Raw genomic sequence first — 23374 nt, forward strand, 5'->3', positions numbered from 1 at the left:
GTCTTTTCTAAACTGCAAAATTATGGCTCAAAACTCCTTACATTTAGCAAATACGAAAGAACAGGAAGTGATTATTATTTCTTCTGATGAAAATGCTCAAAAAGCATCCGTTCTTTTAAAAACCTACTTAGATCAGGCTTTCGAGAATCCATTTTTAATTCAAAATGATAAATCAGAAAACGCTGAGAATTCAAAAATTATTCTTGAAATTAATAAAGCAATTGTCAGTAAAAACGATTCGTTTATAATCAAAAGTGATGAAAAAAACATTTATCTAATTGGTTCAAATGAAAAGACCTTGCGTTATGCCATTTATACTTTACTCGAAACATGGGGCTTTAGAAAATACACTGCAAAAGACAGTTTTATTCCGAAGCTGACAGAAGTAACTTTTCTAAAAAACTTCAATAAAACCTACAAACCTTCTTTTGAATATCGGGCATTATTTTATCCGGATTGTTACGATGAAAATTTTAGGGAATGGCACAAACTGGATTGGCATCCCGATGATTTTGGCATTTGGGGACATTCATTTTATAAATTATTAAGCGCCAAAGCATATTTTAAAACAAACCCTGACTTTTTTGCCCTATACCAAGGCAAGAGAAATGCCGAATCATTATGTATGACCAATGATACTGTCGTAAAAATTATCTCAAAAAAAATGGCTGACCTTATAAGTCAAAATCCTAATGCCCGTTTCTTTTCAATAAGTCAAAATGACGATGTGGTTTATTGTGAATGCGATAAATGTAAAGCTTTAAATGAAAAACATGGAGGACCACAAGGATCATTATATTATTTCCTAAATAAAATTGCAACACAATTCCCAAAAACTAAAATCACAACTTTAGCCTATCTTCATACCTGTCACGCTCCCAAAAACATAAAAATCAAACCTAATATTTATACGATTTTCTGTCCAATAGAAATGAATCGCGGCAAAGCTATCGGAGAAACATCAGACAATAAAGACTTTTTGAATATCCTAAACAAATGGACTACTACTACAGAACATTTTTATTTATGGGACTATACGGTTGAGTTTACTAATTATCTTTCTCCTTTTCCAAACTTTCATACTTTTTCGAAAAACTATCAATTGTACAAACAAAATAAGGTTAAAGGAGTATTTGTACAGGGTTATGCTGATATTGCCGGAGATTTATACGAATTGCGCCAGTATCTTTTAGCAAAAATAATTTGGGACACCAATACTGATGTTGAAGCCGTGACGAATGATTTCCTAAATGGCTTTTACGGAAATGCTGCCCCTTTTGTAAAAAAATATATTGAACTCCTTATTCAAAATCAGGAAAAAAGTGACCGCTATCTTGATATTTATACCAGCCCAATAGAAAGTAGAAACACATTTCTCTCCCCTGAAGCAATGAATCAATACGATCAGTTGATAAGTCAGGCAGAAATGATTTCCAAAAACGATCCTGTAATCGCAAGACGTATTTTAAAACTTCGATTAGCATTAGAATACGTTTATTTCGAACAGGCAAAATTCTACGGAAAAGAAGCTCACGGTATGTTTCAAAAAAACGGTGCTTCATTTTCCGTGAAAGATCATTTGGAGAAGAGGGTTTCGAATTTTGTACAAAATTGTACTGACTTCGGAATTTACGAACTTAGTGAAGATGGTTTAAGCCCAGAAGAATATGGTACTCAATGGAACTTCATTGCTCAGAACAATGTTGTCGATCATTTAGGCGAAAGCCTGAAATATGAATTTGCAACAAAGCCCGAACCGGAATTCAATCTAAAGAAAGAAAATGGACTGCAGGACGGTATAAAAGGCTATAAGGATTTTAATCTGAACTGGACAGGCTGGTATGGCCAAAATGCAGAAATAATCATTTCGGTCAATAATACAGATTGTACCTCATTAGAATTTCAATGTCTGGAAGATCAGCGCCACTGGATTTTTCTACCCTCAAAAATTATCATAAAAGGATTCAAAAATCAGAAATGGAAAACTTTAAAGGAAGAAAAAGAACCATATTTAACTGAAAATTATGACTTTACTATAAAAAAATACAATTTTAGCAACATTAGTTTCCGTAATTTTGATAAAATCAAAGTCATTTTAGTACCAGAAAAAAAATTGCCTGCGTGGCGGGAAAGAAAAAATAAAAAGCCCATGCTGATGCTAGATGAAATAATACTCAAATAGACGTAAAAATTAGCCCCATGCCAAAAAGGATATTTATTATTGAAGATGATAACATGACCATACAGATATTAAAATATATATTCTCTAAAGAAGGGTATGAAATCGTAATTTCCAGAGACGGCTTAGATGCTATCGAAAGAATCCCGGAAGAAAAACCTGATTTGGTTATGACAGATATCCTGATGCCTATGAAATCAGGACTTGAAGTGATAAAATTCATTAAAGACAACTTTTCTGAAACACCTGTAATTGCTTTGTCTTCTCTGGGTGAAGAAGAAGCTACGGTTTTGGATGCTTTTAAATTAGGCGTTGATGATTTCATCGCAAAACCTTTTAGCCCTAACGAATTATTATTGCGTGTAAAGAGATATTTAAAATAGTATTTCATTACAAATGACATATTTGAATAACGATGTTTTTCGTATTTCTCTCTTACCAAGTGGATTTAATGCTATCTTTGCAAAAAATTAATGCAAATGAGTACTTTCGAAAAATTCAATCTCCCAAAATCATTACAAAAAGCCGTTGACGAATTAGGGTTTGTAACACCTACTCCTATTCAGGAAAAATCTTTTTCTGTAATTATGTCAGGCCGTGATATGATGGGAATTGCACAAACCGGAACCGGTAAAACATTTGCCTATTTACTTCCTCTTTTAAAATTATATAAATTCACTAATACCAATACGCCAAAAATCGTAATTCTGGTTCCAACCCGTGAATTAGTGGTACAGGTTGTTGAAGAAGTAGAGAAATTAACCACTTATATGTCGGTTAAAACTCTTGGGATTTACGGAGGTGTAAACATCAATACACAAAAAAAAGCAGTTTACGAAGGCGTTGACATTTTAGTAGGAACTCCGGGTCGTACGATGGATTTAGCGCTTGACGCTGTTGTTCGTTTTGATGAAACCCAAAAACTGGTTATTGACGAATTTGACGAAATGCTGAATTTAGGTTTCAGACCACAGCTGACTTCACTTTTGGCCATGATGAAAACCAAACGTCAGAATATTTTGTTTTCTGCAACGATGACAGATGAAGTTGATGATATCTTAAATGATTATTTTGATTTCCCTGAAGAAGTTACCCTCGCAGCTTCCGGAACACCGCTTGAAAAAATTACTCAGATTACTTATAACGTTCCGAATTTCAATACCAAAGTAAATCTTTTGAAACATTTGCTCGAAAACGACGAAAGCATGAGCCGTATTTTAGTTTTCGTAAACAACAAAAAGATTTCTGACATGCTTTTCAATCGTATTGATGAGCTTTTTGAAGGACAATTTGGTGTAATTCACTCCAACAAATCTCAAAATTACCGTTTGAGTACCATGGCTGAATTTCAGGAAGGAAATCTTCGCGGATTAATTACAACTGATATTATGGCGAGAGGTCTGGATATTTCTGATATCACTCACGTAATCAACTTTGAACTTCCGGAAGAACCTGAATTATACATGCACCGGATTGGTCGTACTGGTCGTGCAGACGCTACAGGAACGGCAATTAGTTTTGTTTCTCCAAGAGAAGAAGAATTTAAAATCGAAACTGAACTTTTAATGGATCAGGAACTTGAAATCACTGATTTCCCTGAAGAAGTTGAAATTTCAGCCAAGCTGATCGAACCTGAAAAAGACAAACAGCCGATTAAGTTTTTGATGAAAAAAGTAAAACTTGAGGGTGACGGTGCTTTTCACGAAAAATCTAAAAAGAACCAAAAAGTCAATTTGGGCGGACCTTCAAAAACAAAAAAGAAAACCCACGGTTCTGTTAACCGAAATATGCTGAAGACCAGAAATGAGAAGAAGAAAAAAAAATAGCAACAGGTAATAAATTCCAATAAAAAAATTCCAAATTTCAATTAAAGTCTAAAATTGGAATTTGGAATTTTTATTTTTTGGAATTTGATAAAACTATATTTTAGTAAAAACTAGTCCCACCGGCGAGCATAACTCAATTTTCTTCCCTGTATTAGTAAGTTTCCCGGTAGTTTTATCTCTTTTAAAAATAATAATTTCATTAGTATGCTGATGTCCCACCAATAGATAATTACCCGTTGGATCAATCGCAAAATCCCTTGGTCCTTTTCCTAATGTGCTCTGCTGTTCTACCAATTCTATACTTCCGTTGGTAAGGATCTTATAAACAGAAATATTGTTCGCATCGACACGATCTGTTACATATAAAAATTTGCCGTCAGGCGAAATCTTGATTGCAGCAGCGCCGGTACCGCCTCTAAAATCTTTAGCTAGAATGCTTGTTTCGGCAATCTTTTTTAAACTACCGCTTTTATCATAGCTAAAAGTCGTCAGTGTTGCGTCTAATTCCTGAATTACATACACAAACTTACCATCCTTGCTAAAAGTCAAATGCCTTGGGCCGCTTCCTGCTTTTACATTTACACTTTCTTTTAATTTTAAAACATCGTGCGCCGCACTGGGATTATAGCTGTAAATGAAAACTTTATCTAAGCCTAAATCACTTGCCAATACAAACTTTTTATCAGGAGAAAAAGCAACCATGTGCATGTGCGCTTTTTCCTGACGCGCTTCATTAGGGCCTTTGCCTTCGTGCTGGATTAATTGCTGTCCTTCTGTAATACTCCCGTCAGCATTTTTCTTAAATACTGCAATATTCCCACCGGAATAATTAGCCGTAATTACATTTTTGCTGTCATTAATCAAATGACATGGATCTGCACCCAAAGCATCATTCTTATTAATTAATTTTATTGCACCTGATTTTGAATCATAGCTAAAAGCACTTACTGTGCTTTGTTTTCCGTTTTCATTTACAGCATAAACAAATTTATTATCTGCAGAAACCGATAAATAACTTGGACTTACAACACCTTCCGAAGATTTTTTCAAGTTAAACTCTCCTGAACCGGCATCAAATTCATACACGTAAATTCCCTTGCTTTCGCAGGTATTGGTATAGGTTCCTACCAACAAATTAAACTTATTTTGAGCTCTTGAAGTGGTTACTGCCAAAGCTGAAAATAGTATTAAATACATTTTTTTCATATTTTAAAGTGGTTTTTTGAATTAGCTAAAATAAGTAATAATATCTTTTACTGCAGATTTTTGGCTTATAAATGAATTTCGAAAAGTTATATGATTCAAATATCTTTTGACAAAATCATTCTTTGAAGCTTCTAACTCTCAACAAATTTGTATTTTTGGCAGGCAGATTCGCAAAAAAAATATAAAGTAATGAAATAAATCAAGGCCTGAATGCATTTTAAACATCCCGAAATTCTATACTTTCTCTTCTTACTGATTGTTCCAATTTTGGTTCATTTATTTCAATTACGACGTTTTAAAACCTCTTATTTCACAAACGTTCGCTTTTTAAAAGAACTTGCGGTTCAGACCCGTAAAAGTTCAAAAATCAAAAAGCGCCTATTGCTGGCAACACGATTATTGCTTCTTACGTGTGCAATTATCGCTTTTGCGCAGCCTTTTTTTGAAGCGAAAGACAGTAAAAATGCTTCAAACGAAATGTACATTGTACTGGATAATTCATTCAGTATGCAGGCCAAAGGCAAAAAAGGGGAACTATTAAAACGTGCGGTTCAGGAGCTTTTAGAAAACACGCCTGAAACAGCTAAATTTTCATTGCTGACCAATACCGAAAACTTATGGAACACAGATATCAAATCGGCTAAAAGTTCACTGCAGAATCTAAAATACAGTGCAACTCCATTTGAGCTTTCTGCCATAACAGCAAAGATAAAAGCACACAAATCAGCACATAAAAAGGATGTAGTTATTATTACTGATGCTGTTGGTTTAGCCGGAAAAGAGGTGAAAAATATGGATTTTGAAGAAAAACCGTATTTTATCATTCCGGAAGCAGAACAAAAAAACAACATTTCTGTTGACAGCGTTTTTATCAATCAGACTTTAGAAAACTTCTACGAAATAGGAATTAATTTATCCGCATACGGTGAAGATTTCAAACCGGTTTCAATGGCATTGTACAATCAGAAAAAGCTAATTGCCAAAACGGTCATCAATTTTGGTTCAAAGAAAAAGATAGTCAATTTTACAATTCCAAAAGAAGCTTTCCATGGTTATGTGACAATCGAAGACAACGGTCTTTCTTATGACAATACACTTTATTTCAGTATTTCGAAAGCTAAAAAAACAAATGTGATCAGTATCGGAGATCCGGAAAAAAGCGGCTTCTTGTCCAGAATTTATACTCCGGCAGAATTCAATTTCAGCAATTACCCAATCAGTTCATTAGATTACAATAGTTTAGAAAAACAGAATACTATAATCCTGAATGAATTAACTGAAATTCCACAAGCGTTGCAGACTACTTTAAAAGCTTTTGTTTCAAAAGGCGGTAATCTGGTTGTTATTCCTTCAGAAAAAAGTTCAGTTTCAAATCTAAATACTTTTTTAGGGAATTTTGGAAAAATTCAATTCAGCAATCTAAAAACAGCAAGCAAACTGATTACAAAAATCAATTTTGATCATCCTCTGTTTTCTGGTGTTTTTGAAAATAAAATCACGAATTTCCAGTATCCAAAAACCAATTCTTCTTTTGATATTTCCAGTCCATATCCTGCAGTTTTATCTTATGAAGATCAAAGTCCTTTTGTAACTATGATTCAGAATCCGGTTGCGGGGATTACTGTTTTTTCAGCACCACTAAATAGCACCAATTCAAACTTCCAGCAATCTCCGCTCATTGTGCCTTTATTTTATAAAATGGGGCAAAACAATCAAAAAACAGGTGTAAATGCCTTAACAATTGGCAATAATCAGCCTTATTTTGTAGATGTATTATTAAGTAAAGATGCCATTTTAGAAGTAAAAGGAACAGAAGATTCTTTTATACCGATTCAGCAGATTTTAAACAATAAAGTCAAATTAACATTCAATGATTTCCCTGACACAGCCGGGAATTACAGTGTTTTTGATAAAAAAGAAGCTGTGGAAAACCTAAGTTTCAATTACAACCGAAGCGAAAGTGATTTGAGTCAGGTAAACACAAATGTTGTTTCCGATTTTAAAACTGCCGATACGATTGCAACCATATTTAACACTTTACAAACAGAACGAACTGACAGCCAAATTTGGAAATGGTTTGTTATCTTTGCACTGTTATTTTTAGCATTAGAAATGGCTATTATTAAATTTGTGAAGTAAACTTATCTTTTCTTTTTTGCTTTTAGTTTGTCATTCCGAGGAACGAGGAATCTCCGCTAGAAGCTCGACAAAGATTGGCTTTCCGTTGCGGAGTTACTTGCGGAGATTTCTCCTCCGTCGAAATGACAAACTGTATGACTAAAAATTTTAGAATTATAATTCCAATTTAAAATAAATTTATCTATATATGAAAATAATCATCAGAAGCGCCAAAATTATCGATCCAAAAAGTCCGTTTCACAACCAGACTGTTGATCTTTTAATTGCAGATGGTTTAATTGAAAAAATAGGAACATCCATTCTTGATATTGACGATACAACCGAGGTTAAGCTGAACAACCTACACCTCTCCCAGGGTTGGTTTGACAGCTGTGTTTCATTTGGAGAACCAGGCTATGAAGACAGGGAAACGATAGCAAACGGACTGAATGTAGCTGCAAAAAGCGGATTTACTGCCGTTGCTTTACAACCTAACTCCTACCCTGTAATCGATAATCAGTCACAGGTAAATTTTGTAAAAAACAAAGCAAATGGTTTTGCTACAGAATTGTTTCCTATTGGCGCCTTAACTAAAGGCAGCGAAGGAAAAGACATGGCCGAGTTGTTTGACATGAAAAAATCCGGAGCCATTGCTTTTGGAGATTACAACAAGAGTCTTGACAACGCCAATCTCCTTAAAATCGCCTTACAATATGTGCAGGATTTTGATGGATTAGTGATTGCTTACTCACAAGATTCAAACATCAAAGGAAACGGAGTGGCAAATGAAGGAATCGTTTCGACAAGATTAGGCTTAAAAGGAATCCCAAATTTAGCCGAAGAACTGCAAATTGCCAGAAACTTATTTTTATTAGAATACACCGGCGGAAAACTTCACATTCCAACTATTTCTACAGCAAAATCGGTTGACTTAATCAGAGAAGCTAAAGCAAAAGGCTTACAAGTAACGTGCAGTGTTTCTGTACACCATTTGGTTTTAACCGATGAAAAATTAGAAAGTTTTGACACCCGTTTTAAAGTTACGCCTCCATTGCGTACCGAAGCTGACAGACAGGCTTTATTACACGGAATTGCTGACGGAACTATCGATATGATTACTTCAGACCATAATCCGATTGACATTGAATTCAAAAAAATGGAATTTGATACCGCAAAAAACGGAACTATTGGTTTAGAAAGTGCTTTCGGAGCTTTATTGACGGTTTTGCCCTTAGAAACCGTGGTAGCAAAATTAACTTCAGGAAGAGACGTTTTCGGTTTAGAAAATAACACAATCAAAGAAGGTGCAAAAGCTAATTTTACATTCTTTACCCCTGAAGGAAAATCAACATTTACGAAAGAAAATATTCTTTCAAAATCTAAAAATTCTTCTTTTTTAGGAACAGAAATCAATGGTTCTGTGTACGGAATTTTAAATCAAAACCAACTTGTCATCACAAAATAACAAAATGAATAATTCAGTAGAAGACGGAAAATCAATTGCCATTACCAGTTATATCCTGATTGTTGGTGTGCTGATAGCCATGAGTATGAATTCGGAAAACAAAAACAGTTTTGCTTCTTTTCACATTCGCCAGGCTTTGGGACTATCAATTACTTTTATTTCACTGGCATTAATTATTAGTCCTTTTGACAGTTTTCTGATTACGTTTCCAATGTGGATCTGTATGTCTGTTTTGTGGACTTACGGAATTTTTAGCGCCATACAGGGACAGACAAGACCCGTACCTTTAGTTGGCGGTTTATATCAGAAATGGTTTAAATCTATTGGATAAAAACCCCAAAAAACAAATTCCAAATTCCAAAAAAATTTTTCAAAATTGGGCTTCGGGGAAAACTCACAACTTATAACACTAAACTCATAACTGCTCAGGAAATGAACTTATCTTTAGAATATAAAATACAAGAACCAAAAGTAATTTTAGATAAAAATCCGTTATTGCTTTTATTACACGGATACGGAAGCAACGAGGCAGATTTATTCTCTTTTGCTACAGAACTTCCAGATAATTATTATGTGATTTCTGCAAGAGCGCCTTATGATTTGCAATATGGCTCTTATGCATGGTATGCGATTAACTTTGATGCAGACCAGAATAAGTTTTCAGACAACGAACAAGCTAAAATTTCAAGGGATTTAATCGCTAAATTCATTGATGAACTGACATCAAATTATCCAATTGATCCCAACAATGTAACGCTGATTGGTTTCAGTCAGGGGGCCATACTAAGTTATGCAGCAGCACTCTCCTATCCTGAAAAAATTCAACGGGTTGTGGCAATGAGCGGTTATTTTAATGATGAAATTATAAAAGAAGGTTATACCAAAAATGATTTCAAAAACCTGAAAATATTCGCTTCACACGGCACTGTAGATCAGGTTATTCCTATTGAATGGGCGAGAAAAACACCTGCTGTTTTAGAAAAACTAAATATTCCGGTTACGTATAAGGAATATCCTGTTGGTCATGGCGTGGCTCCTCAGAATTTCTTTGATTTTAAGAATTGGTTAGCTTTATAGCATAATTATATTGCAAAAATAAAAAAATGAGATGTGATTTGGTTTTACCATTTTACATCTCATTTTACTTTAAAATTTTTCTACTTTAAAATTGAATCTTTATATCAGAAAACTATTTATTTTTGATACAACAGCGACTGATTCACTTCAAAATCAATCGATTCATCATCATTCACAAAGTATTTCAACAGCACTTCACCCCATAATTCTCCATTACTGAAATCAGCAATAATCCATCTGTGGTTCAATACTTTTACTTTATTGATAATAAACTTATTTGGGCCAATTTTATCCTGACCGGTATAAGGATTTCCGTTTGGATTAGCATTTAAATCCAATAATTTTTCAGTCACTGCCGGAATCAGCTTTTCATATAAAATTACTTTTCCGCCAGAAGCACTGTTATCAAAATAATTTTGTGCATTTTCATTGTTTTCCAGCGAAAAATAATTTGATTCTGCCAGTTTTGTCGAAACCAGATTAATGCTGTCTCTAAGCTTTTTAGTCGTTTTATCATATCGTTCTTTTTCAAATTTTACTTCTCTGCTGTAAAACATATAAGTAAAAATATTCATTAGAATTGCTAATAAAAAAAGATAAAGCATTAAGGATTTCTTCATTTTGTAGGTATAATTAAATTGTAATTTCTAAGTTGTCATAAGCAAGGAAAACATTTTCAGGAAGCTGTTTCTGAACTTCTTCATGAAATCCCAAAACATGGCTGATATGTGTCAGGTAAGCTTTTTCAGGCTTTACTAAATTGATAAAATCAAGTGCTTCCTGCAAATTAAAATGCGTGTCGTGAGGTTCTACACGAAGTGCATTTACAACCAGAACTTTCAGGTTTTTTAATTTTTCAGTTTCAGTTTTGTCAATGGTTTTTACATCAGTCAGATAAGCAAAATCATCAATTCTGTATCCAAAAACCTGTAAGTCGCCATGCATCACATTTATCGGAACAGCCATTTTATCTCCAATAGCAAAAGGCTGGTTGTTGATTACCTCAATAGTTTTCACACTTGGTGCGCCCGGATATTTGTTTACCGTTTCAAAAACATAATCAAAACGCTTTTTTAAATTCTCAATCACACGCTGATGCGCATAGACCGGAATTTCTCCCTGTCTGAAATTAAAAGGGCGAATATCATCTAAACCAGCAGTATGATCAGCATGCTCGTGTGTGAATAAAATTGCATCGAGTTTTCGGCAGCCGCAGGATAGCATTTGCTGCCTGAAATCAGGTCCGCAATCTACGACATAAGAATGTTCGTCCCATGTGATCCAAATCGACACACGAAGCCTTTTATCCTTAGCGTCTGAACTCTTGCAAACAGGGTGATCAATCCCAATAATGGGAATACCCTGAGAAGTACCGGTACCTAAAAAATAAATCTTCAACTGAACTTGTTTTTTTTACAAAAATAGGGATTATTTCTCTTTCATTAGAATGCTAAATTACTAACTTTGTAACAAATCTATTCAAAATAAAATGGGCACAGAAATAAAACTCAAAGGTGACAAGGTCATCGCTCAGATTCCTTCCATAAAAGACAAAGCATTACGCATTAATTTAAACGAAAATATTTACGGAACTTTTGCAGAAATTGGCGCAGGCCAGGAAACTGTGAGACATTTTTTCAGATCAGGCGGTTCATCCGGAACAATTGCAAAAGCAATGTCTGCATATGATAAAGACTTTAGTGATGCGGTTTATGGTGTTGAGAGCGACGGACGATATGTTACTGAAAACCGACTCAAAAAAATGTTAACCTTTGAAGGAGAACTAATTGAAGAGCGTTTAAGCCGTGAAAAACACCCAAATAAACTCTTTTTTAGTTATGCCAATACAGTTGCCACTATAGATTTTGCCAAACAATTTAAAGGCCACGGCTGGGTTGGAATCCGATACCAGATTGAACCGGACGAAGCATATAACGAAATTATTCTTCACATTCGATTTAAAGAAACCGATGCACGTTTACAACAGGAAACACTCGGAATTTTAGGGGTTAACCTCATTTATGGCGCTTTTTACACCTACAACGACCCAAAGAAGTTACTTCGCCATCTATATGACCATTTAGATAAAGATCAGTTGGAAATTGATACAATCAACTTCTCCGGACCTCGTTTTGCAGATGTCGATAATCGTCTGATGAGTTTACAACTGGTTAAAAATGGCATGACTGATGCTGTAATGTTTAATCCGGAAGGAAAAAATATCTTACCGGCAGCCATTTTATACAAAAAAAACCTTCTTGCTTTTAGAGGAAGCTTCCGTCCTGTTACCAATGTAAATGTGGACATGCACAGAAAATCCTTAAAAATGTTTCTGGAAGAAAATAAGGTTGAAAAAGAAAACACCTTAGTGGTTTTTGAAATTACGCTTTCAAATTTACGCTCAGACGGAGAAATAGATGAACGGGATTTTATGGACAGGGCTGAATTGCTTTGTTCGTTGGGACAAACCGTTATGATTTCTAATTTTCAGGAATATTATAAAGTCGTAGAATATTTCTCTAATTACACCAAAGCCCGTATGGGACTTGCAATGGGAGTAAATAATTTAGTCGATATCTTTGACGAGAAATACTACCGCCATTTAAGTGGAGGAATTCTTGAAGCCTTTGGAAAATTATTCTATCGCGATATGAAAGTATTTTTATATCCAATGCTGGGTGAAGATGGCGAAATTATAACTTCTGAAAATCTGAAAGTACATCCAAGAATGAAAGAATTATATAAATTCTTCAAATTCAACGGAAAAGTTGTTGACATTGTGGATTACGATCCTAATATCCTGAATGTATTCTCCCGGGAAGTATTAAAAATGATTGGTCAGGGAAAACCTGGATGGGAACCAATGCTTCCATCCGGAGTTGCCGAAATTATAAAAGAACATCATCTTTTTGGTTATCATCCGGAAAAACAATTAGAACAGAATTAAAATTTACTTATTCAAAGTCATAAAAGTCCAAAAAAGAGTGATTCCTTTTTGGACTCTTTTTTTTAGTAAAATTTATTTCAATCTGCAGCGTTTTTAATTGTAATTTAATTTTAGTATTTTTAATTAAAAATAAACCATGAAAATTATAGCCTTTGCAGGAAGCAACAGTCAACAATCCATCAATAAACGTTTAGCAGCGTATGCCGCAAATCAGTTTGAAAATGCAGAAATAGAAGTTTTGGATCTGAATGATTTTGAAATGCCTGTATTCAGCGTTGACTTAGAAAAAGAAATAGGGCAGCATGAAACCGCAAAATCATTTCTGAAAAAAATAGAAAGTGCTGACATTCTTGTGGTTTCTCTGGCTGAAAATAACGGGAATTATTCAGTTGCTTTTAAAAATGTATTTGACTGGAGTTCCAGAATTATAAAAGATGTTTTCCAGCAAAAACCAATGCTTTTGATGGCAACTTCCCCTGGTCCAAGAGGCGGTGCTTCGGTTTTAGAAATTGCAAAAACTGCTTTTCCAAGATATGGCGCTCAGGTAAAAGGACTTTTTTCACTGCCTTCTTTCAATGCTAATTTTGATCTGGAGAAAAATAAAATCTCGAATCCCGAATTTGACAACGAACTGAAAACAATTGTAAAAAACAGTTTTAATTAATGAAATTTATACAGTTCGTTTTTGCTTTTATTTTTATAAATACCATTAGCCTTCATCTCTCCTACTCTCAAAAACTGAATGCTATTGACGGTATCGTCCTGAAATATCCTAAAAATTTCGACAATACTGAAGAATTGGCTGAAAAAATCGACAAAGATTTCAACTCAGATTATGACAAAGCAAGGGCTATTTACAGCTGGATCGCATTTAACATTAAATATGATTATGCAGCATTTTTAAATCCGCCGCAAGCAATGCGCTTTTCTTATCGGAATGAAGCTGAAAAAAAAAGAAAAATACAAGAGTTCAACAACCAAATACTGCAAAAGACATTCCGGTCTAAAAAAGCCGTGTGCGAAGGTTTTACCCTTTTATTTAAGCATTTGACGGCATTGGTTGGAATTAAATCAGAAATTATCAGAGGGGATTCCAAAACAAGACTGGCTGATATTGGCAGAAAAAATACTTCTTCAAATCACGCATGGAACATCGTGTTAATTGATGGAAAATGGCACTTAGTCGATGTTACCTGGGGACAAGGTTACTATGACAGTAGTAAGGGCAGAATGGTGAAGGATTTTGATCCGGTCTATTTTGACACTGAACCCGATTACTTTTTTGCTAAACATTTTCCTCATTCAGGCTCTTTTCTTAATAAGAAATTAAATAAGGAAGAGTATCTAAATGGCCCTTTAATTTACAACAAAACCATTACAGGAGACTATAAAATCATAAAGCCTGAATCCGGAATAATTGAAGTAAATAATGGTGGAAAAATAACTTTTGTGATCAAGAACATTTCAAAATCAGATCAGTTTTATTACTTAAATAAAAAGAACCAGCCTGTCCGGATAACAAACTCAAAAGAAAAAAGAGACGGTTTAGAATTTCAGTTGACTTTTGATAATACAATCGGGAATTATATTACATTTTATCTGGACACAAATAGTATTGCTTCTTTTAAAATAGTTCAAAAATAATTATCGCCAACCAGATTTCTTTCTTATTTTACTGAATTGGCGTAACTTAGCAGTTAGTGATAAAACATTAACGGCCTGAATTATGGAAACAACTTTTTTGAAATCGATTTTAGATAATGATTTCTATAAATTTACGATGCAGCATGCTGTAATCAGGCTTTTTCCAAAAGCCAGAGTCCGCTATGGTTTTATCAATCGTGGCAAACATATTTTTCCGCCCGGCTTTTCCGATTTGCTTCGAAAATCGGTTGACGCAATGGCAGACCTGAGATTAACCAAAGACGAGAAGAATTATTTATCACACAACTGTCCATATCTCGACCCAACTTATTTAGATTTCCTGCAAGGTTATACTTACGATCCATCAGAAGTCCATATTACCCAGGAAGGATCAGATATTAATGTTACCATTGAAGGTTATTGGTATCGTACTATTTTATGGGAAGTCCCATTGATGGCTTTAATTTCTGAACTCTTTTACAAATCGAATCTTTTAATCCGTTTAAATGATGAGGCTATAAAAGAGCTGACCAAAAACAAAATTGACAATTATAATAAACTTGGTGTTTCTGTTTTAGAGTTTGGCACCAGACGCCGTCACTCTTACGATGTGCATTATTTAGTAAATGAAACACTGAGAACTTACGGTTCCGGAAGCTTTCTGGGAACCAGCAACGTACATTTTGCAATGATCAACAACCGCAGACCTTTAGGAACGCACGCACACGAATGGTTTATGTTTCATGCTGCTCAGTACGGCTTCAAAATGGCTAACTCGATCAGTCTGGAACACTGGACTCAGGTTTACGGAGGTGACCTTGGAATTGCCTTAACAGACACCTATACAACAAATATATTTTTCAGTCAATTCGATAAAAAATACTCCAAACTTTTTGATGGCGTACGACATGATAGCGGCGATCCGCTTGAGTTTGCAAAAAAGGTAATTTCACATTACATCAAAATGGGGATAGACCCAAAATCTAAAGCAATCGTTTTTTCGGATTCCCTTAACTTTGATAAAGTAAAAATCATAGCAGATTCCTGCAGGGATAAAATCAGAATGTCTTTTGGAATTGGGACTAATTTTACCAATGATGTCGGACTTCCATCGATGAACATGGTTATCAAACTAACAGAAACAAAAGCCGATCACGCACATTGGCAAGGGGTTGTCAAACTTTCTGACGAAAAAAACAAAAACACAGGAACACCCGAAATGATTGATTTAGCCAGACAGGTACTCGGAATCAAATAGTGTTTTTTTGCCGAAAAATCAGTTTATTCAAAATTGTATTGGACTTTATTATTTATAAATGAATTGAAACAAGTTTTAACTGTTATTATTCATAACAAATAAAGAATACACTTTTATTTTTTACCGATAAATGGTACATTAGCCAAAAATCCAAATTCATTTATGCCAGAGCAAAATCAATATAACGAAGATAATATCAGATCCCTCGACTGGAAAGAGCATATTCGTATGCGTCCCGGAATGTATATCGGGAAATTGGGAGACGGATCTTCACCGGATGATGGTATTTATATTCTTTTAAAAGAGGTTTTAGACAACTGTATTGATGAGTTCGTAATGGGCTCCGGAAAAACCATTGAGGTAAGTATTAAAGACAAAACGGTTACCGTTCGTGATTACGGACGTGGTATTCCGTTAGGAAAAGTAGTTGATGTAGTTTCAAAAATGAACACCGGTGGAAAGTATGATTCTAAAGCTTTCCAGAAATCAGTTGGTCTGAACGGTGTCGGAACAAAGGCTGTAAATGCGCTTTCGAATTATTTCCGTGTAGAATCGGTTCGTGATGATAAACAAAAAGCAGCAGAGTTTTCAGCCGGTAATCTGGTTTTGGAAGAAGATGTAATCGACACCACAAAACGTAAAGGAACAAAAGTAACTTTTACACCAGACGAGACGATTTTCAAAAACTATAAATTCCGTTTAGAATATGTCATAAAAATGGTCAAAAACTATTGTTATCTAAACAATGGACTGACAATTATTTTTAATGGCGAAAAATATTATTCAGAGAACGGACTTCGTGATTTATTAGAAGAAACAATCAACGAAGAAGATTTAGAATATCCAATTATACACTTAAAAGAGCATGACATCGAAGTTGCTCTTACACACAGTAAAACGCAGTACAGTGAAGAATATCACTCTTTCGTGAATGGCCAGAACACCACTCAGGGTGGAACGCACTTAGCAGCGTATCGTGAAGCAGTTGTAAAAACGATTCGTGAATTTTACAATAAAAATTTCGAAGCATCAGACGTTCGTAAATCGATTGTGAGCGCGATTAGTATTAAAGTCATGGAGCCGGTTTTTGAGTCCCAGACCAAAACAAAATTAGGTTCTACCGATATGGGTTCTGATGACGGAACTCCTGCGGTTTCTGTTCGTACTTTTGTTAACGATTTCATCAAAACAAAATTAGATAACTACCTGCATAAAAATCCGGCAACTGCAGACGCTTTATTACGCAAAATTCTTCAGGCTGAGCGCGAAAGAAAAGAATTATCCGGAATTAGAAAACTGGCAACAGATCGTGCTAAAAAAGCCAATCTTCACAATAAAAAATTAAGAGACTGTCGTGCACATCTTCCGGATACCAAAAACCCAAGAAACTTAGAAAGTACGCTTTTTATTACCGAGGGGGATTCGGCTTCCGGATCAATTACCAAGTCACGTGATGTGAATACACAAGCGGTTTTCAGTTTACGTGGTAAGCCTTTGAATTCATACGGAATGAGCAAAAAAATCGTGTATGAAAACGAAGAATTCAACTTACTGCAAGCTGCATTGGATATCGAAGACGGATTAGAAAAATTACGTTACAACAATATCGTAATCGCAACCGATGCCGATGTCGACGGAATGCACATTCGTTTACTGTTGATTACGTTTTTCCTTCAGTTTTTTCCGGAATTAATCAAAGAGGGGCATTTGTATATTTTACAGACGCCGCTTTTCAGAGTTCGCAACAAGAAAGAAACAATCTACTGTTATTCTGAAGAAGAAAGAAAAGAAGCTATCGAAAAACTAAAGCCAAAACCGGAAATTACCCGATTTAAAGGTTTGGGAGAGATTTCGCCAGACGAATTCAAGAACTTTATTGGAGACACGATCCGCCTTGATCCTGTTATGATGGATAAACATACTTCGATTGAACAGTTGTTATCTTTCTATATGGGGAAAAATACCCCGGACAGACAAGATTTTATTATCAAAAACCTGAAGGTTGAAATTGACGAACTGGAAGAAATATAAAAATGGAAAAGAAGAAATTAATTTATGCCGCATTGGTGTTTATTGTAAGTTTTGCAATCACTTATGTTTTAATAAAAAATTATAAAAAAAGTCAGAATACAATTGAAAATATTCAGGTTAAATAAAAATAACATTGTCTAAAAATCTTCAAAACAAAGTACTTTTTCAACAAATTGCTGAGTTATTGCATAATGCCCGACAACAGGTTTTGTGCACGGTTAATTCAACAATGGTTTATACTTATTTTGAAATTGGAAGAGTTATAGTTGAAGAGGAACAAAATGGAAAAGAGAGAGCCGAATACGGAAAACAGATTTTAAAAGGGCTTTCTCAACAATTAACAAAAGACTTTGGAAAGGGTTTCTCTATTAGGAATCTAAAACAGATAAAATAGTTTTATTTGATTCTCTAAAAATCGGAGACAGTGTCTCGGATTTTGGAAATTCTAAAAACGCGGTCACTGACTTTGGAATTCAAATTTTGAATTTCGTCATCAGTGTTGACGAAATTTAATTGAAAAACCCCAGTCACTGACTGAGAAATTACAAAGAATTTGAAAAAAGCAATAAAGTAATTGTTTTAAAAATATTTAAGACTATGAATTATATAAAGAGATTTAGTGTAGTAGGTTTGTTTGGAACAAACGATGTTGATATTTTTTTTGATGAGAATAAAAAAATACTAATAGGAGAAAATGGATTAGGAAAGACTCAAATTCTTAATTTATTATACTATACTCTTACAAGAAACTTTTTAAGATTAAATGATTTTAACTTCTATAAACTCATTATTGAATTTGAGAATGAAGAAAAAAATTCTATTGAAATTAGAAAAGATGAGATTCAGAATTCGATTGATAGATTTTATAAAGAAAATGAAGCAAAAGAATTCATAAAAGAGTTTGGATATGCTCAATTTGAATCTTTGAGCAAAAGATTTAATCAGAAGAAGAGAAATTCTTATGAGTTGGAAAGATTGCTTGAGAATAATTCAAAATTTAGAAAGTATCCAATCCATAGATTATTTAGATTCTTCGAGGATTTTGAAAAAGAATTTAAATTTAATCCAACGTTTCAGGAATTAGATGTAAAAATTCAAAAAGAATTAGGAAATTCAGAGATTATGTATTTTCCAACTTATAGAAGAGTTGAAGAAGATTTACATAATCTAGGATATAATGATGATGAATTTCTTGAAGAAGATGCTACATTAATTCAGTTCGGAATGGATGATGTTCAAAGAAAGTTAAGTCAATTAGAAAATAAAATAGATAAACTGTTAAAAGAAGGATTAACTCAGTTTACAAAAGATGTATTAAATATAGTAATTGATGATAATGAGTTTGAAAATAATGTTCTTGAAAAGACTAATGAAGAAGATATTAATTTAATATTATCAAGAGTTGGTTCTTTGCTTTCAGATATACAAAAGGAGTCAATAAAAAATATTGTTATTGCAAAAAAAGTAAATAACCCTTTATCTATTCATTTGCTAAATAAATTAGTAGAAAGTTATGAAAAACAAAAACCATTAGATAAATTAATTAAAATATTTAAAGATGCATGTAATAAATACCTTGTAAATAAAGAAGTGTATTATGATGAGAGTAACATTAATATTTATATTAAATCTAAAATAACTAACAATAAAATTGATTTAAAAAATTTATCATCTGGAGAAAAACAAATAGTTTCTATTTTTTCTAAAGTTTATCTCTCTTCTGAAGATAAAAGATTTATCGTCCTATTTGACGAACCCGAGCTTTCACTCAGTATGAAGTGGCAAAAGGCGTTGTTACCTGATATTGTAAATTCAAATAAATGTGATTTTTTATTAGCAGTTACTCACTCTCCATTCATTTTTGATAATGAATTGGATAAGTATGCTGTTGGACTTAACGAATATTATTCACTTTCAGAGAATTTATAGTATGGGTTTGAGTGTTGAAGAATTAAGAGAAAGTCGAATGAGATCGGTTGTAGCTTATGCTGAATTTGTTGACTCAACTGGAAAATTACCGAATCATTTATTTTGCTTTTTTGAAGGAAAAGACAATCCATATTATGTTCCAAGAATAAAAAAATATACAGAAGATTTTCATCCAATAAAATGTGGCGGCAGATCAAAAGTTCTAGAAGTGCATAATCTTATAAAAAATCAAGAAGTATATAACAACAATAAAAAAGCCTTTTTTGTAGATAGAGACTTTAATGAAATATTATCAGTACAAGATCCAATTGTTTACGAAACTCCATGTTATTCAATTGAAAATCTGTTTGTGAGCGAAACAGTTTTTAAACAAATTTTGAGTAATGAATTTCATTTGTCTGAGACTACAAATCAATTGCATGAAAAATATTTAAATCTATATAAAAATAGACAAGAAGAATTTCACGACGCAGTTTTGTTATTCAATGCTTGGTATGCATGTTTAATTTGGATAAGAAATAATAAAGGCAAAGAAACTGGGGTAAAATTGGATAATAAATTCCCAAAAGGATTGATTAATATGTCAATTGAGCAAATTTTGCAAAATTACACTTTAGAAGATTTAAAAAGTATTTTTCCAGATGCTACAGAAGTAGCATTAGATAGTTTGAACTTAAAAGTTGAAGAGTTTAAAAACTGCAATAAATTAAAGTGCTTTAGAGGTAAATATGAAATGGATTTTTTATTGAAATTTATTGATTTAATGATATCTGAAGGAAAAAAAAATAATGAGCAAATTAAATTTTCTTTTGGAGGTGCATTGAATAACGAGAGAGCAATTTCTGTTTTTACGCATTATGCAGAAACTCCCGATTGTTTAGATGTTTACATTAACAAAGTGATTAATGAAATTGTTTAAAGTTTAAAACATTTAGTATTTATACTGAACAAAATATATGAAAGACGAAGAAGACGATAACATAATTCCAAACGACGACGAGAATCACGACGAGAACCAGATTGATGACAATCAAAATGGAGACGACGATGAGATTATCGACGTAGATGCTAAACATTTTGAAGGTTCGCATTTTTACGAAAATCAGGAAGAAGAAGGCGAAGACGTTATTACGAAAGTAACCGGAATGTACAAAGACTGGTTTCTGGATTATGCATCTTACGTGATTCTGGAACGTGCTGTTCCTGCTATCGAGGACGGTTTTAAACCGGTTCAGCGTCGTATTATGCATTCGCTAAAAGAGCTGGATGATGGTCGGTATAATAAAGTTGCCAATGTAGTTGGACACACCATGCAGTATCACCCACACGGAGATGCGAGTATTGGTGATGCAATGGTGCAAATCGGTCAAAAAGACTTATTGATTGACTGTCAGGGAAACTGGGGAAATATATTAACCGGCGATGGAGCTGCGGCTTCCCGTTACATTGAGGCACGTTTATCTAAATTTGCTTTGGAAGTTTTGTATTCTCCAAAAATTACCGAATGGGGTTTATCGTATGACGGTAGAAAAGCCGAACCGATTAATCTTCCTGTGAAATTCCCATTGCTTTTAGCGCAGGGAGCTGAGGGTATTGCAGTTGGACTTTCTACAAAAGTCTTACCTCATAATTTCAATGAATTAATTGATGCTTCGATTAAAATCCTGAAAGGAAAACCGTTTACGCTTTACCCTGATTTTATGACACAGGGTATTGCTGACGTTTCGAACTACAACGACGGAATGCGTGGCGGTCGTGTACGTGTTCGTGCCAAAATTTCGCAGTTAGACAAAAATACATTAGTGATTACACAGATTCCGTTTTCTACCAATACTTCGACTTTGATTGACAGTATTTTGAAAGCGAACGAAAAAGGCAAAATCAAAATCAAGAAAATTGAAGACAATACTGCAGCCGATGTTGAGATTTTGATACACCTTTTTCCTGGTGTTTCTCCAGATAAAACCATTGATGCTTTGTTTGCTTTTACAGCTTGCGAAACTTCGGTTGCGCCTTTGGGATGTGTCATCGAAGATAATAAACCGCTTTTTATTGGAGTCTCTCAAATGTTGAAAATTTCAACAGAAAGAACGGTTGATTTGCTTAAACAGGAGCTTGAAATTCATTTAGAAGAGTTAAAAAACAAATGGCACTTTTCTACTCTGGAGAAAATCTTCATTCGTGAAGAAATGTACATTGACTTCAAATTATACGGGGACAGAGAATCATTATACAAATACTTATATGACAGATTTGAACCTTTCAAAAAATCATTCGTAAGAGAAATCAACGATGACGATTTGCAAAGACTAACTCAGATTCCGATGATTCGTATTACCCGCTTCGACTCTGATAAAGCCGATGAATTGATTTCGAGATTAGAACAGGAAATGAAAGAGGTCGAATACAATCTGGAACATCTGACAGATTTTGCGATTGCGTATTTTACCAAATTAAAAGAAAAATACGGAAAAGGGCGCGAGCGTCAGACCGAACTTCGTGTTTTTGATAACGTTGAAGCTACAAAAGTAGTTTTGAGAAACACCAAATTATACGTAAACCGAGAAGAAGGTTTTGTGGGAACCAGCTTAAAGAAAGACGAACACGTTGGAGATTGCTCTGATATAGATGATGTAATTGTCTTTTTACGAGATGGTACAATGATGATTACAAAAGTGGATGCCAAAACATTTGTGGGTAAAGATATTATACACGTTGCCGTTTTTGACAAGAGCGATAAACGAACCATCTACAATATGATTTATCGGGATGGAAAATCGGGTCCGTCTTACATCAAACGTTTTAACGTTACCGGTGTTACCAGAGATAAAGCATATGATTTAACGAATGGCACCAAAGGTTCTCAGGTCGTTTATTTTTCGCATAATCCAAATGGTGAAGCTGAAGTTGTGACGATATTATTACGCCAAATAGGAACAATCAAGAAACTCAAATTCGATATCGATTTTGCCAAATTAGCCATCAAAGGCCGTGGTTCGAAAGGAAATCTGGTAACCAAATACCCAATCAAAAAAATCGAATTAAAAGAAAAAGGAATTTCGACCTTACTGCCTAGAAAAGTCTGGTTTGATGACACTGTAAAACGTCTAAATGTTGACGGAAGAGGAGAATTACTGGGTGAATTTAAACCAACAGATAAGATTTTGGTCATCAGCCAGTCCGGTAAATTAAAAGTTATTATTCCGGAGTTATCGACTCACTTCGAAGAAGATATGATTGTACTGGAAAAATGGAAGCCGAAAAAACCGATTTCTGCAATTTATTATGATGGTGAAAAAGAACGTTATTTCTTAAAACGTTTCCTTGTTGAAAATGAAGGGAAAGAAGAAAGTTTTATCACAGACCACCCGAATTCACAGTTAGAAATAGTTTCAACAGATTATCGTCCGGTAGCGCAATTGGTTTTTGCGAAAGTAAAAGGCGTTCAGAAAGAAGATTTGCATATTGATGTAGAAGACTTTATAGCCGTAAAAGGTTTTAAAGCTTTAGGAAATCAATTAACTACAGATAAGCTAAGACAAGTCAATTTATTAGAACCGCTGCCTTACGAAGAGCCTGTTGAAGAAATTCCGGAAAGACCCGAAATCTCTGAAGATGATTCAGTAGAAACCGAATTAGATGACGACGGTCAGATTGGTTTGGTGTTAGAATAATATTTAAATTATACACAAAA

The 23374-nt window shown here is 34.1% G+C and carries 20 protein-coding genes; 17 read left to right on the forward strand and 3 right to left on the reverse strand.

The window, feature by feature from the left end; genetic code table 11:
• Window positions 1-22 precede the first annotated feature (22 nt).
• The 3 genes from GXM17_RS09875 to GXM17_RS09885 all read left to right on the forward strand — a co-directional run bounded on the left by GXM17_RS09875 (window position 23) and on the right by GXM17_RS09885 (window position 4005).
• Window positions 23-2182: a DUF4838 domain-containing protein gene (locus GXM17_RS09875; protein WP_244307370.1), complete on the forward strand. Its 2160-nt coding sequence runs from the start codon at window positions 23-25 to the stop codon at window positions 2180-2182.
• A 17-nt stretch (window positions 2183-2199) separates the two neighbouring features.
• Entirely contained in the window at window positions 2200-2562 is a 363-nt protein-coding gene (locus GXM17_RS09880) for a response regulator transcription factor (protein ID WP_163399170.1), read from the forward strand.
• A 96-nt stretch (window positions 2563-2658) separates the two neighbouring features.
• On the forward strand, window positions 2659-4005 hold the full coding sequence (locus tag GXM17_RS09885; protein ID WP_163399171.1) for a DEAD/DEAH box helicase: 1347 nt from the start codon (window positions 2659-2661) through the stop codon (window positions 4003-4005).
• A 93-nt stretch (window positions 4006-4098) separates the two neighbouring features.
• Here the strand turns inward: GXM17_RS09885 and GXM17_RS09890 are convergent, their stop codons facing one another.
• Window positions 4099-5211, reverse strand: a complete 1113-nt coding sequence (locus GXM17_RS09890) for a lactonase family protein (RefSeq protein WP_163399172.1) — start codon at window positions 5209-5211, stop codon at window positions 4099-4101.
• 210 nt (window positions 5212-5421) lie between these two features.
• Here GXM17_RS09890 and GXM17_RS09895 point away from each other — a divergent pair, with 210 nt between their 5' ends.
• From GXM17_RS09895 to GXM17_RS09910, 4 genes are all read left to right on the forward strand, one after another.
• Window positions 5422-7350 carry a vWA domain-containing protein gene (locus tag GXM17_RS09895; protein ID WP_163399173.1) on the forward strand — a complete coding sequence of 643 codons (1929 nt, stop codon included), beginning with the start codon at window positions 5422-5424 and terminating at the stop codon, window positions 7348-7350.
• Window positions 7351-7537: 187 nt separating this feature from the next.
• The gene (locus GXM17_RS09900; RefSeq protein ID WP_163399174.1) at window positions 7538-8794 is read left to right on the forward strand and encodes a dihydroorotase; all 1257 of its coding nucleotides are present in this window, start codon (window positions 7538-7540) and stop codon (window positions 8792-8794) included.
• Window positions 8795-8798: 4 nt separating this feature from the next.
• Window positions 8799-9125: a hypothetical protein gene (locus GXM17_RS09905; protein ID WP_163399175.1), complete on the forward strand. Its 327-nt coding sequence runs from the start codon at window positions 8799-8801 to the stop codon at window positions 9123-9125.
• 101 nt (window positions 9126-9226) lie between these two features.
• The gene (locus tag GXM17_RS09910) at window positions 9227-9871 is read left to right on the forward strand and encodes an alpha/beta hydrolase (protein ID WP_163399176.1); all 645 of its coding nucleotides are present in this window, start codon (window positions 9227-9229) and stop codon (window positions 9869-9871) included.
• Between the two features lie 116 nt (window positions 9872-9987).
• Here GXM17_RS09910 and GXM17_RS09915 read toward each other — a convergent pair whose 3' ends face one another.
• A complete protein-coding gene (locus GXM17_RS09915) occupies window positions 9988-10491 on the reverse strand; it encodes a hypothetical protein (RefSeq protein ID WP_163399177.1) in 504 nt (167 codons plus the stop codon).
• Between the two features lie 13 nt (window positions 10492-10504).
• The gene (locus tag GXM17_RS09920) at window positions 10505-11269 is read right to left on the reverse strand and encodes an MBL fold metallo-hydrolase (RefSeq protein ID WP_163399178.1); all 765 of its coding nucleotides are present in this window, start codon (window positions 11267-11269) and stop codon (window positions 10505-10507) included.
• A gap of 91 nt (window positions 11270-11360) precedes the next feature.
• On the opposite strand from GXM17_RS09920, the gene GXM17_RS09925 reads away from it, so the two are divergent.
• The 10 genes from GXM17_RS09925 to GXM17_RS09965 all read left to right on the forward strand — a co-directional run bounded on the left by GXM17_RS09925 (window position 11361) and on the right by GXM17_RS09965 (window position 23354).
• Window positions 11361-12818 (forward strand): TonB-dependent receptor, encoded by a 1458-nt coding sequence (locus tag GXM17_RS09925; protein WP_163399179.1) that lies wholly within the window; start codon window positions 11361-11363, stop codon window positions 12816-12818.
• Window positions 12819-12954: 136 nt separating this feature from the next.
• On the forward strand, window positions 12955-13482 hold the full coding sequence (locus tag GXM17_RS09930) for an NADPH-dependent FMN reductase (RefSeq protein WP_163399180.1): 528 nt from the start codon (window positions 12955-12957) through the stop codon (window positions 13480-13482).
• The gene (locus GXM17_RS09935; RefSeq protein ID WP_163399181.1) at window positions 13482-14462 is read left to right on the forward strand and encodes a transglutaminase domain-containing protein; all 981 of its coding nucleotides are present in this window, start codon (window positions 13482-13484) and stop codon (window positions 14460-14462) included. The genes GXM17_RS09930 and GXM17_RS09935 overlap by 1 nt, the downstream gene beginning before the upstream one ends.
• An 82-nt stretch (window positions 14463-14544) precedes the next feature.
• Window positions 14545-15720, forward strand: coding sequence for a nicotinate phosphoribosyltransferase (pncB, locus tag GXM17_RS09940; protein WP_163399182.1), 1176 nt, complete (start codon window positions 14545-14547; stop codon window positions 15718-15720).
• 162 nt (window positions 15721-15882) lie between these two features.
• On the forward strand, window positions 15883-17751 hold the full coding sequence (locus tag GXM17_RS09945; RefSeq protein WP_163399183.1) for a DNA topoisomerase IV subunit B: 1869 nt from the start codon (window positions 15883-15885) through the stop codon (window positions 17749-17751).
• A gap of 2 nt (window positions 17752-17753) precedes the next feature.
• The gene (locus GXM17_RS21890; protein ID WP_280115297.1) at window positions 17754-17876 is read left to right on the forward strand and encodes a hypothetical protein; all 123 of its coding nucleotides are present in this window, start codon (window positions 17754-17756) and stop codon (window positions 17874-17876) included.
• An 8-nt stretch (window positions 17877-17884) separates the two neighbouring features.
• Window positions 17885-18145: a DUF1016 N-terminal domain-containing protein gene (locus GXM17_RS09950; RefSeq protein ID WP_163399184.1), complete on the forward strand. Its 261-nt coding sequence runs from the start codon at window positions 17885-17887 to the stop codon at window positions 18143-18145.
• A gap of 203 nt (window positions 18146-18348) precedes the next feature.
• Window positions 18349-19680 (forward strand): AAA family ATPase, encoded by a 1332-nt coding sequence (locus tag GXM17_RS09955; protein WP_163399185.1) that lies wholly within the window; start codon window positions 18349-18351, stop codon window positions 19678-19680.
• 1 nt (window position 19681) lies between these two features.
• On the forward strand, window positions 19682-20599 hold the full coding sequence (locus GXM17_RS09960; RefSeq protein WP_208796431.1) for a DUF4435 domain-containing protein: 918 nt from the start codon (window positions 19682-19684) through the stop codon (window positions 20597-20599).
• 37 nt (window positions 20600-20636) lie between these two features.
• Window positions 20637-23354 (forward strand): DNA gyrase/topoisomerase IV subunit A, encoded by a 2718-nt coding sequence (locus tag GXM17_RS09965; protein WP_163399187.1) that lies wholly within the window; start codon window positions 20637-20639, stop codon window positions 23352-23354.
• The last annotated feature ends 20 nt before the right edge of the window (window positions 23355-23374 follow it).

It is taken from the genome of Flavobacterium fluviatile (genome assembly GCF_010645065.1).
Classification (GTDB): Bacteria; Bacteroidota; Bacteroidia; order Flavobacteriales; family Flavobacteriaceae; genus Flavobacterium; species Flavobacterium fluviatile.

Excerpts from the sequence above, each read along its gene's own strand:
- GXM17_RS09875 (WP_244307370.1), top strand. The coding sequence starts at position 23 with ATGGCTCAAAACTCCTTACATTTAGCAAATACGAAAGAACAGGAAGTG.
- GXM17_RS09880 (WP_163399170.1), top strand. The coding sequence starts at position 2,200 with ATGCCAAAAAGGATATTTATTATTGAAGATGATAACATGACCATACAG.
- GXM17_RS09885 (WP_163399171.1), top strand. The coding sequence starts at position 2,659 with ATGAGTACTTTCGAAAAATTCAATCTCCCAAAATCATTACAAAAAGCC.
- GXM17_RS09890 (WP_163399172.1), bottom strand. The coding sequence starts at position 5,211 with ATGAAAAAAATGTATTTAATACTATTTTCAGCTTTGGCAGTAACCACT.
- GXM17_RS09895 (WP_163399173.1), top strand. The coding sequence starts at position 5,422 with ATGCATTTTAAACATCCCGAAATTCTATACTTTCTCTTCTTACTGATT.
- GXM17_RS09900 (WP_163399174.1), top strand. The coding sequence starts at position 7,538 with ATGAAAATAATCATCAGAAGCGCCAAAATTATCGATCCAAAAAGTCCG.
- GXM17_RS09905 (WP_163399175.1), top strand. The coding sequence starts at position 8,799 with ATGAATAATTCAGTAGAAGACGGAAAATCAATTGCCATTACCAGTTAT.
- GXM17_RS09910 (WP_163399176.1), top strand. The coding sequence starts at position 9,227 with ATGAACTTATCTTTAGAATATAAAATACAAGAACCAAAAGTAATTTTA.
- GXM17_RS09915 (WP_163399177.1), bottom strand. The coding sequence starts at position 10,491 with ATGAAGAAATCCTTAATGCTTTATCTTTTTTTATTAGCAATTCTAATG.
- GXM17_RS09925 (WP_163399179.1), top strand. The coding sequence starts at position 11,361 with ATGGGCACAGAAATAAAACTCAAAGGTGACAAGGTCATCGCTCAGATT.
- GXM17_RS09930 (WP_163399180.1), top strand. The coding sequence starts at position 12,955 with ATGAAAATTATAGCCTTTGCAGGAAGCAACAGTCAACAATCCATCAAT.
- GXM17_RS09935 (WP_163399181.1), top strand. The coding sequence starts at position 13,482 with ATGAAATTTATACAGTTCGTTTTTGCTTTTATTTTTATAAATACCATT.
- pncB (WP_163399182.1), top strand. The coding sequence starts at position 14,545 with ATGGAAACAACTTTTTTGAAATCGATTTTAGATAATGATTTCTATAAA.
- GXM17_RS09945 (WP_163399183.1), top strand. The coding sequence starts at position 15,883 with ATGCCAGAGCAAAATCAATATAACGAAGATAATATCAGATCCCTCGAC.
- GXM17_RS21890 (WP_280115297.1), top strand. The coding sequence starts at position 17,754 with ATGGAAAAGAAGAAATTAATTTATGCCGCATTGGTGTTTATTGTAAGT.
- GXM17_RS09955 (WP_163399185.1), top strand. The coding sequence starts at position 18,349 with ATGAATTATATAAAGAGATTTAGTGTAGTAGGTTTGTTTGGAACAAAC.
- GXM17_RS09960 (WP_208796431.1), top strand. The coding sequence starts at position 19,682 with ATGGGTTTGAGTGTTGAAGAATTAAGAGAAAGTCGAATGAGATCGGTT.
- GXM17_RS09965 (WP_163399187.1), top strand. The coding sequence starts at position 20,637 with ATGAAAGACGAAGAAGACGATAACATAATTCCAAACGACGACGAGAAT.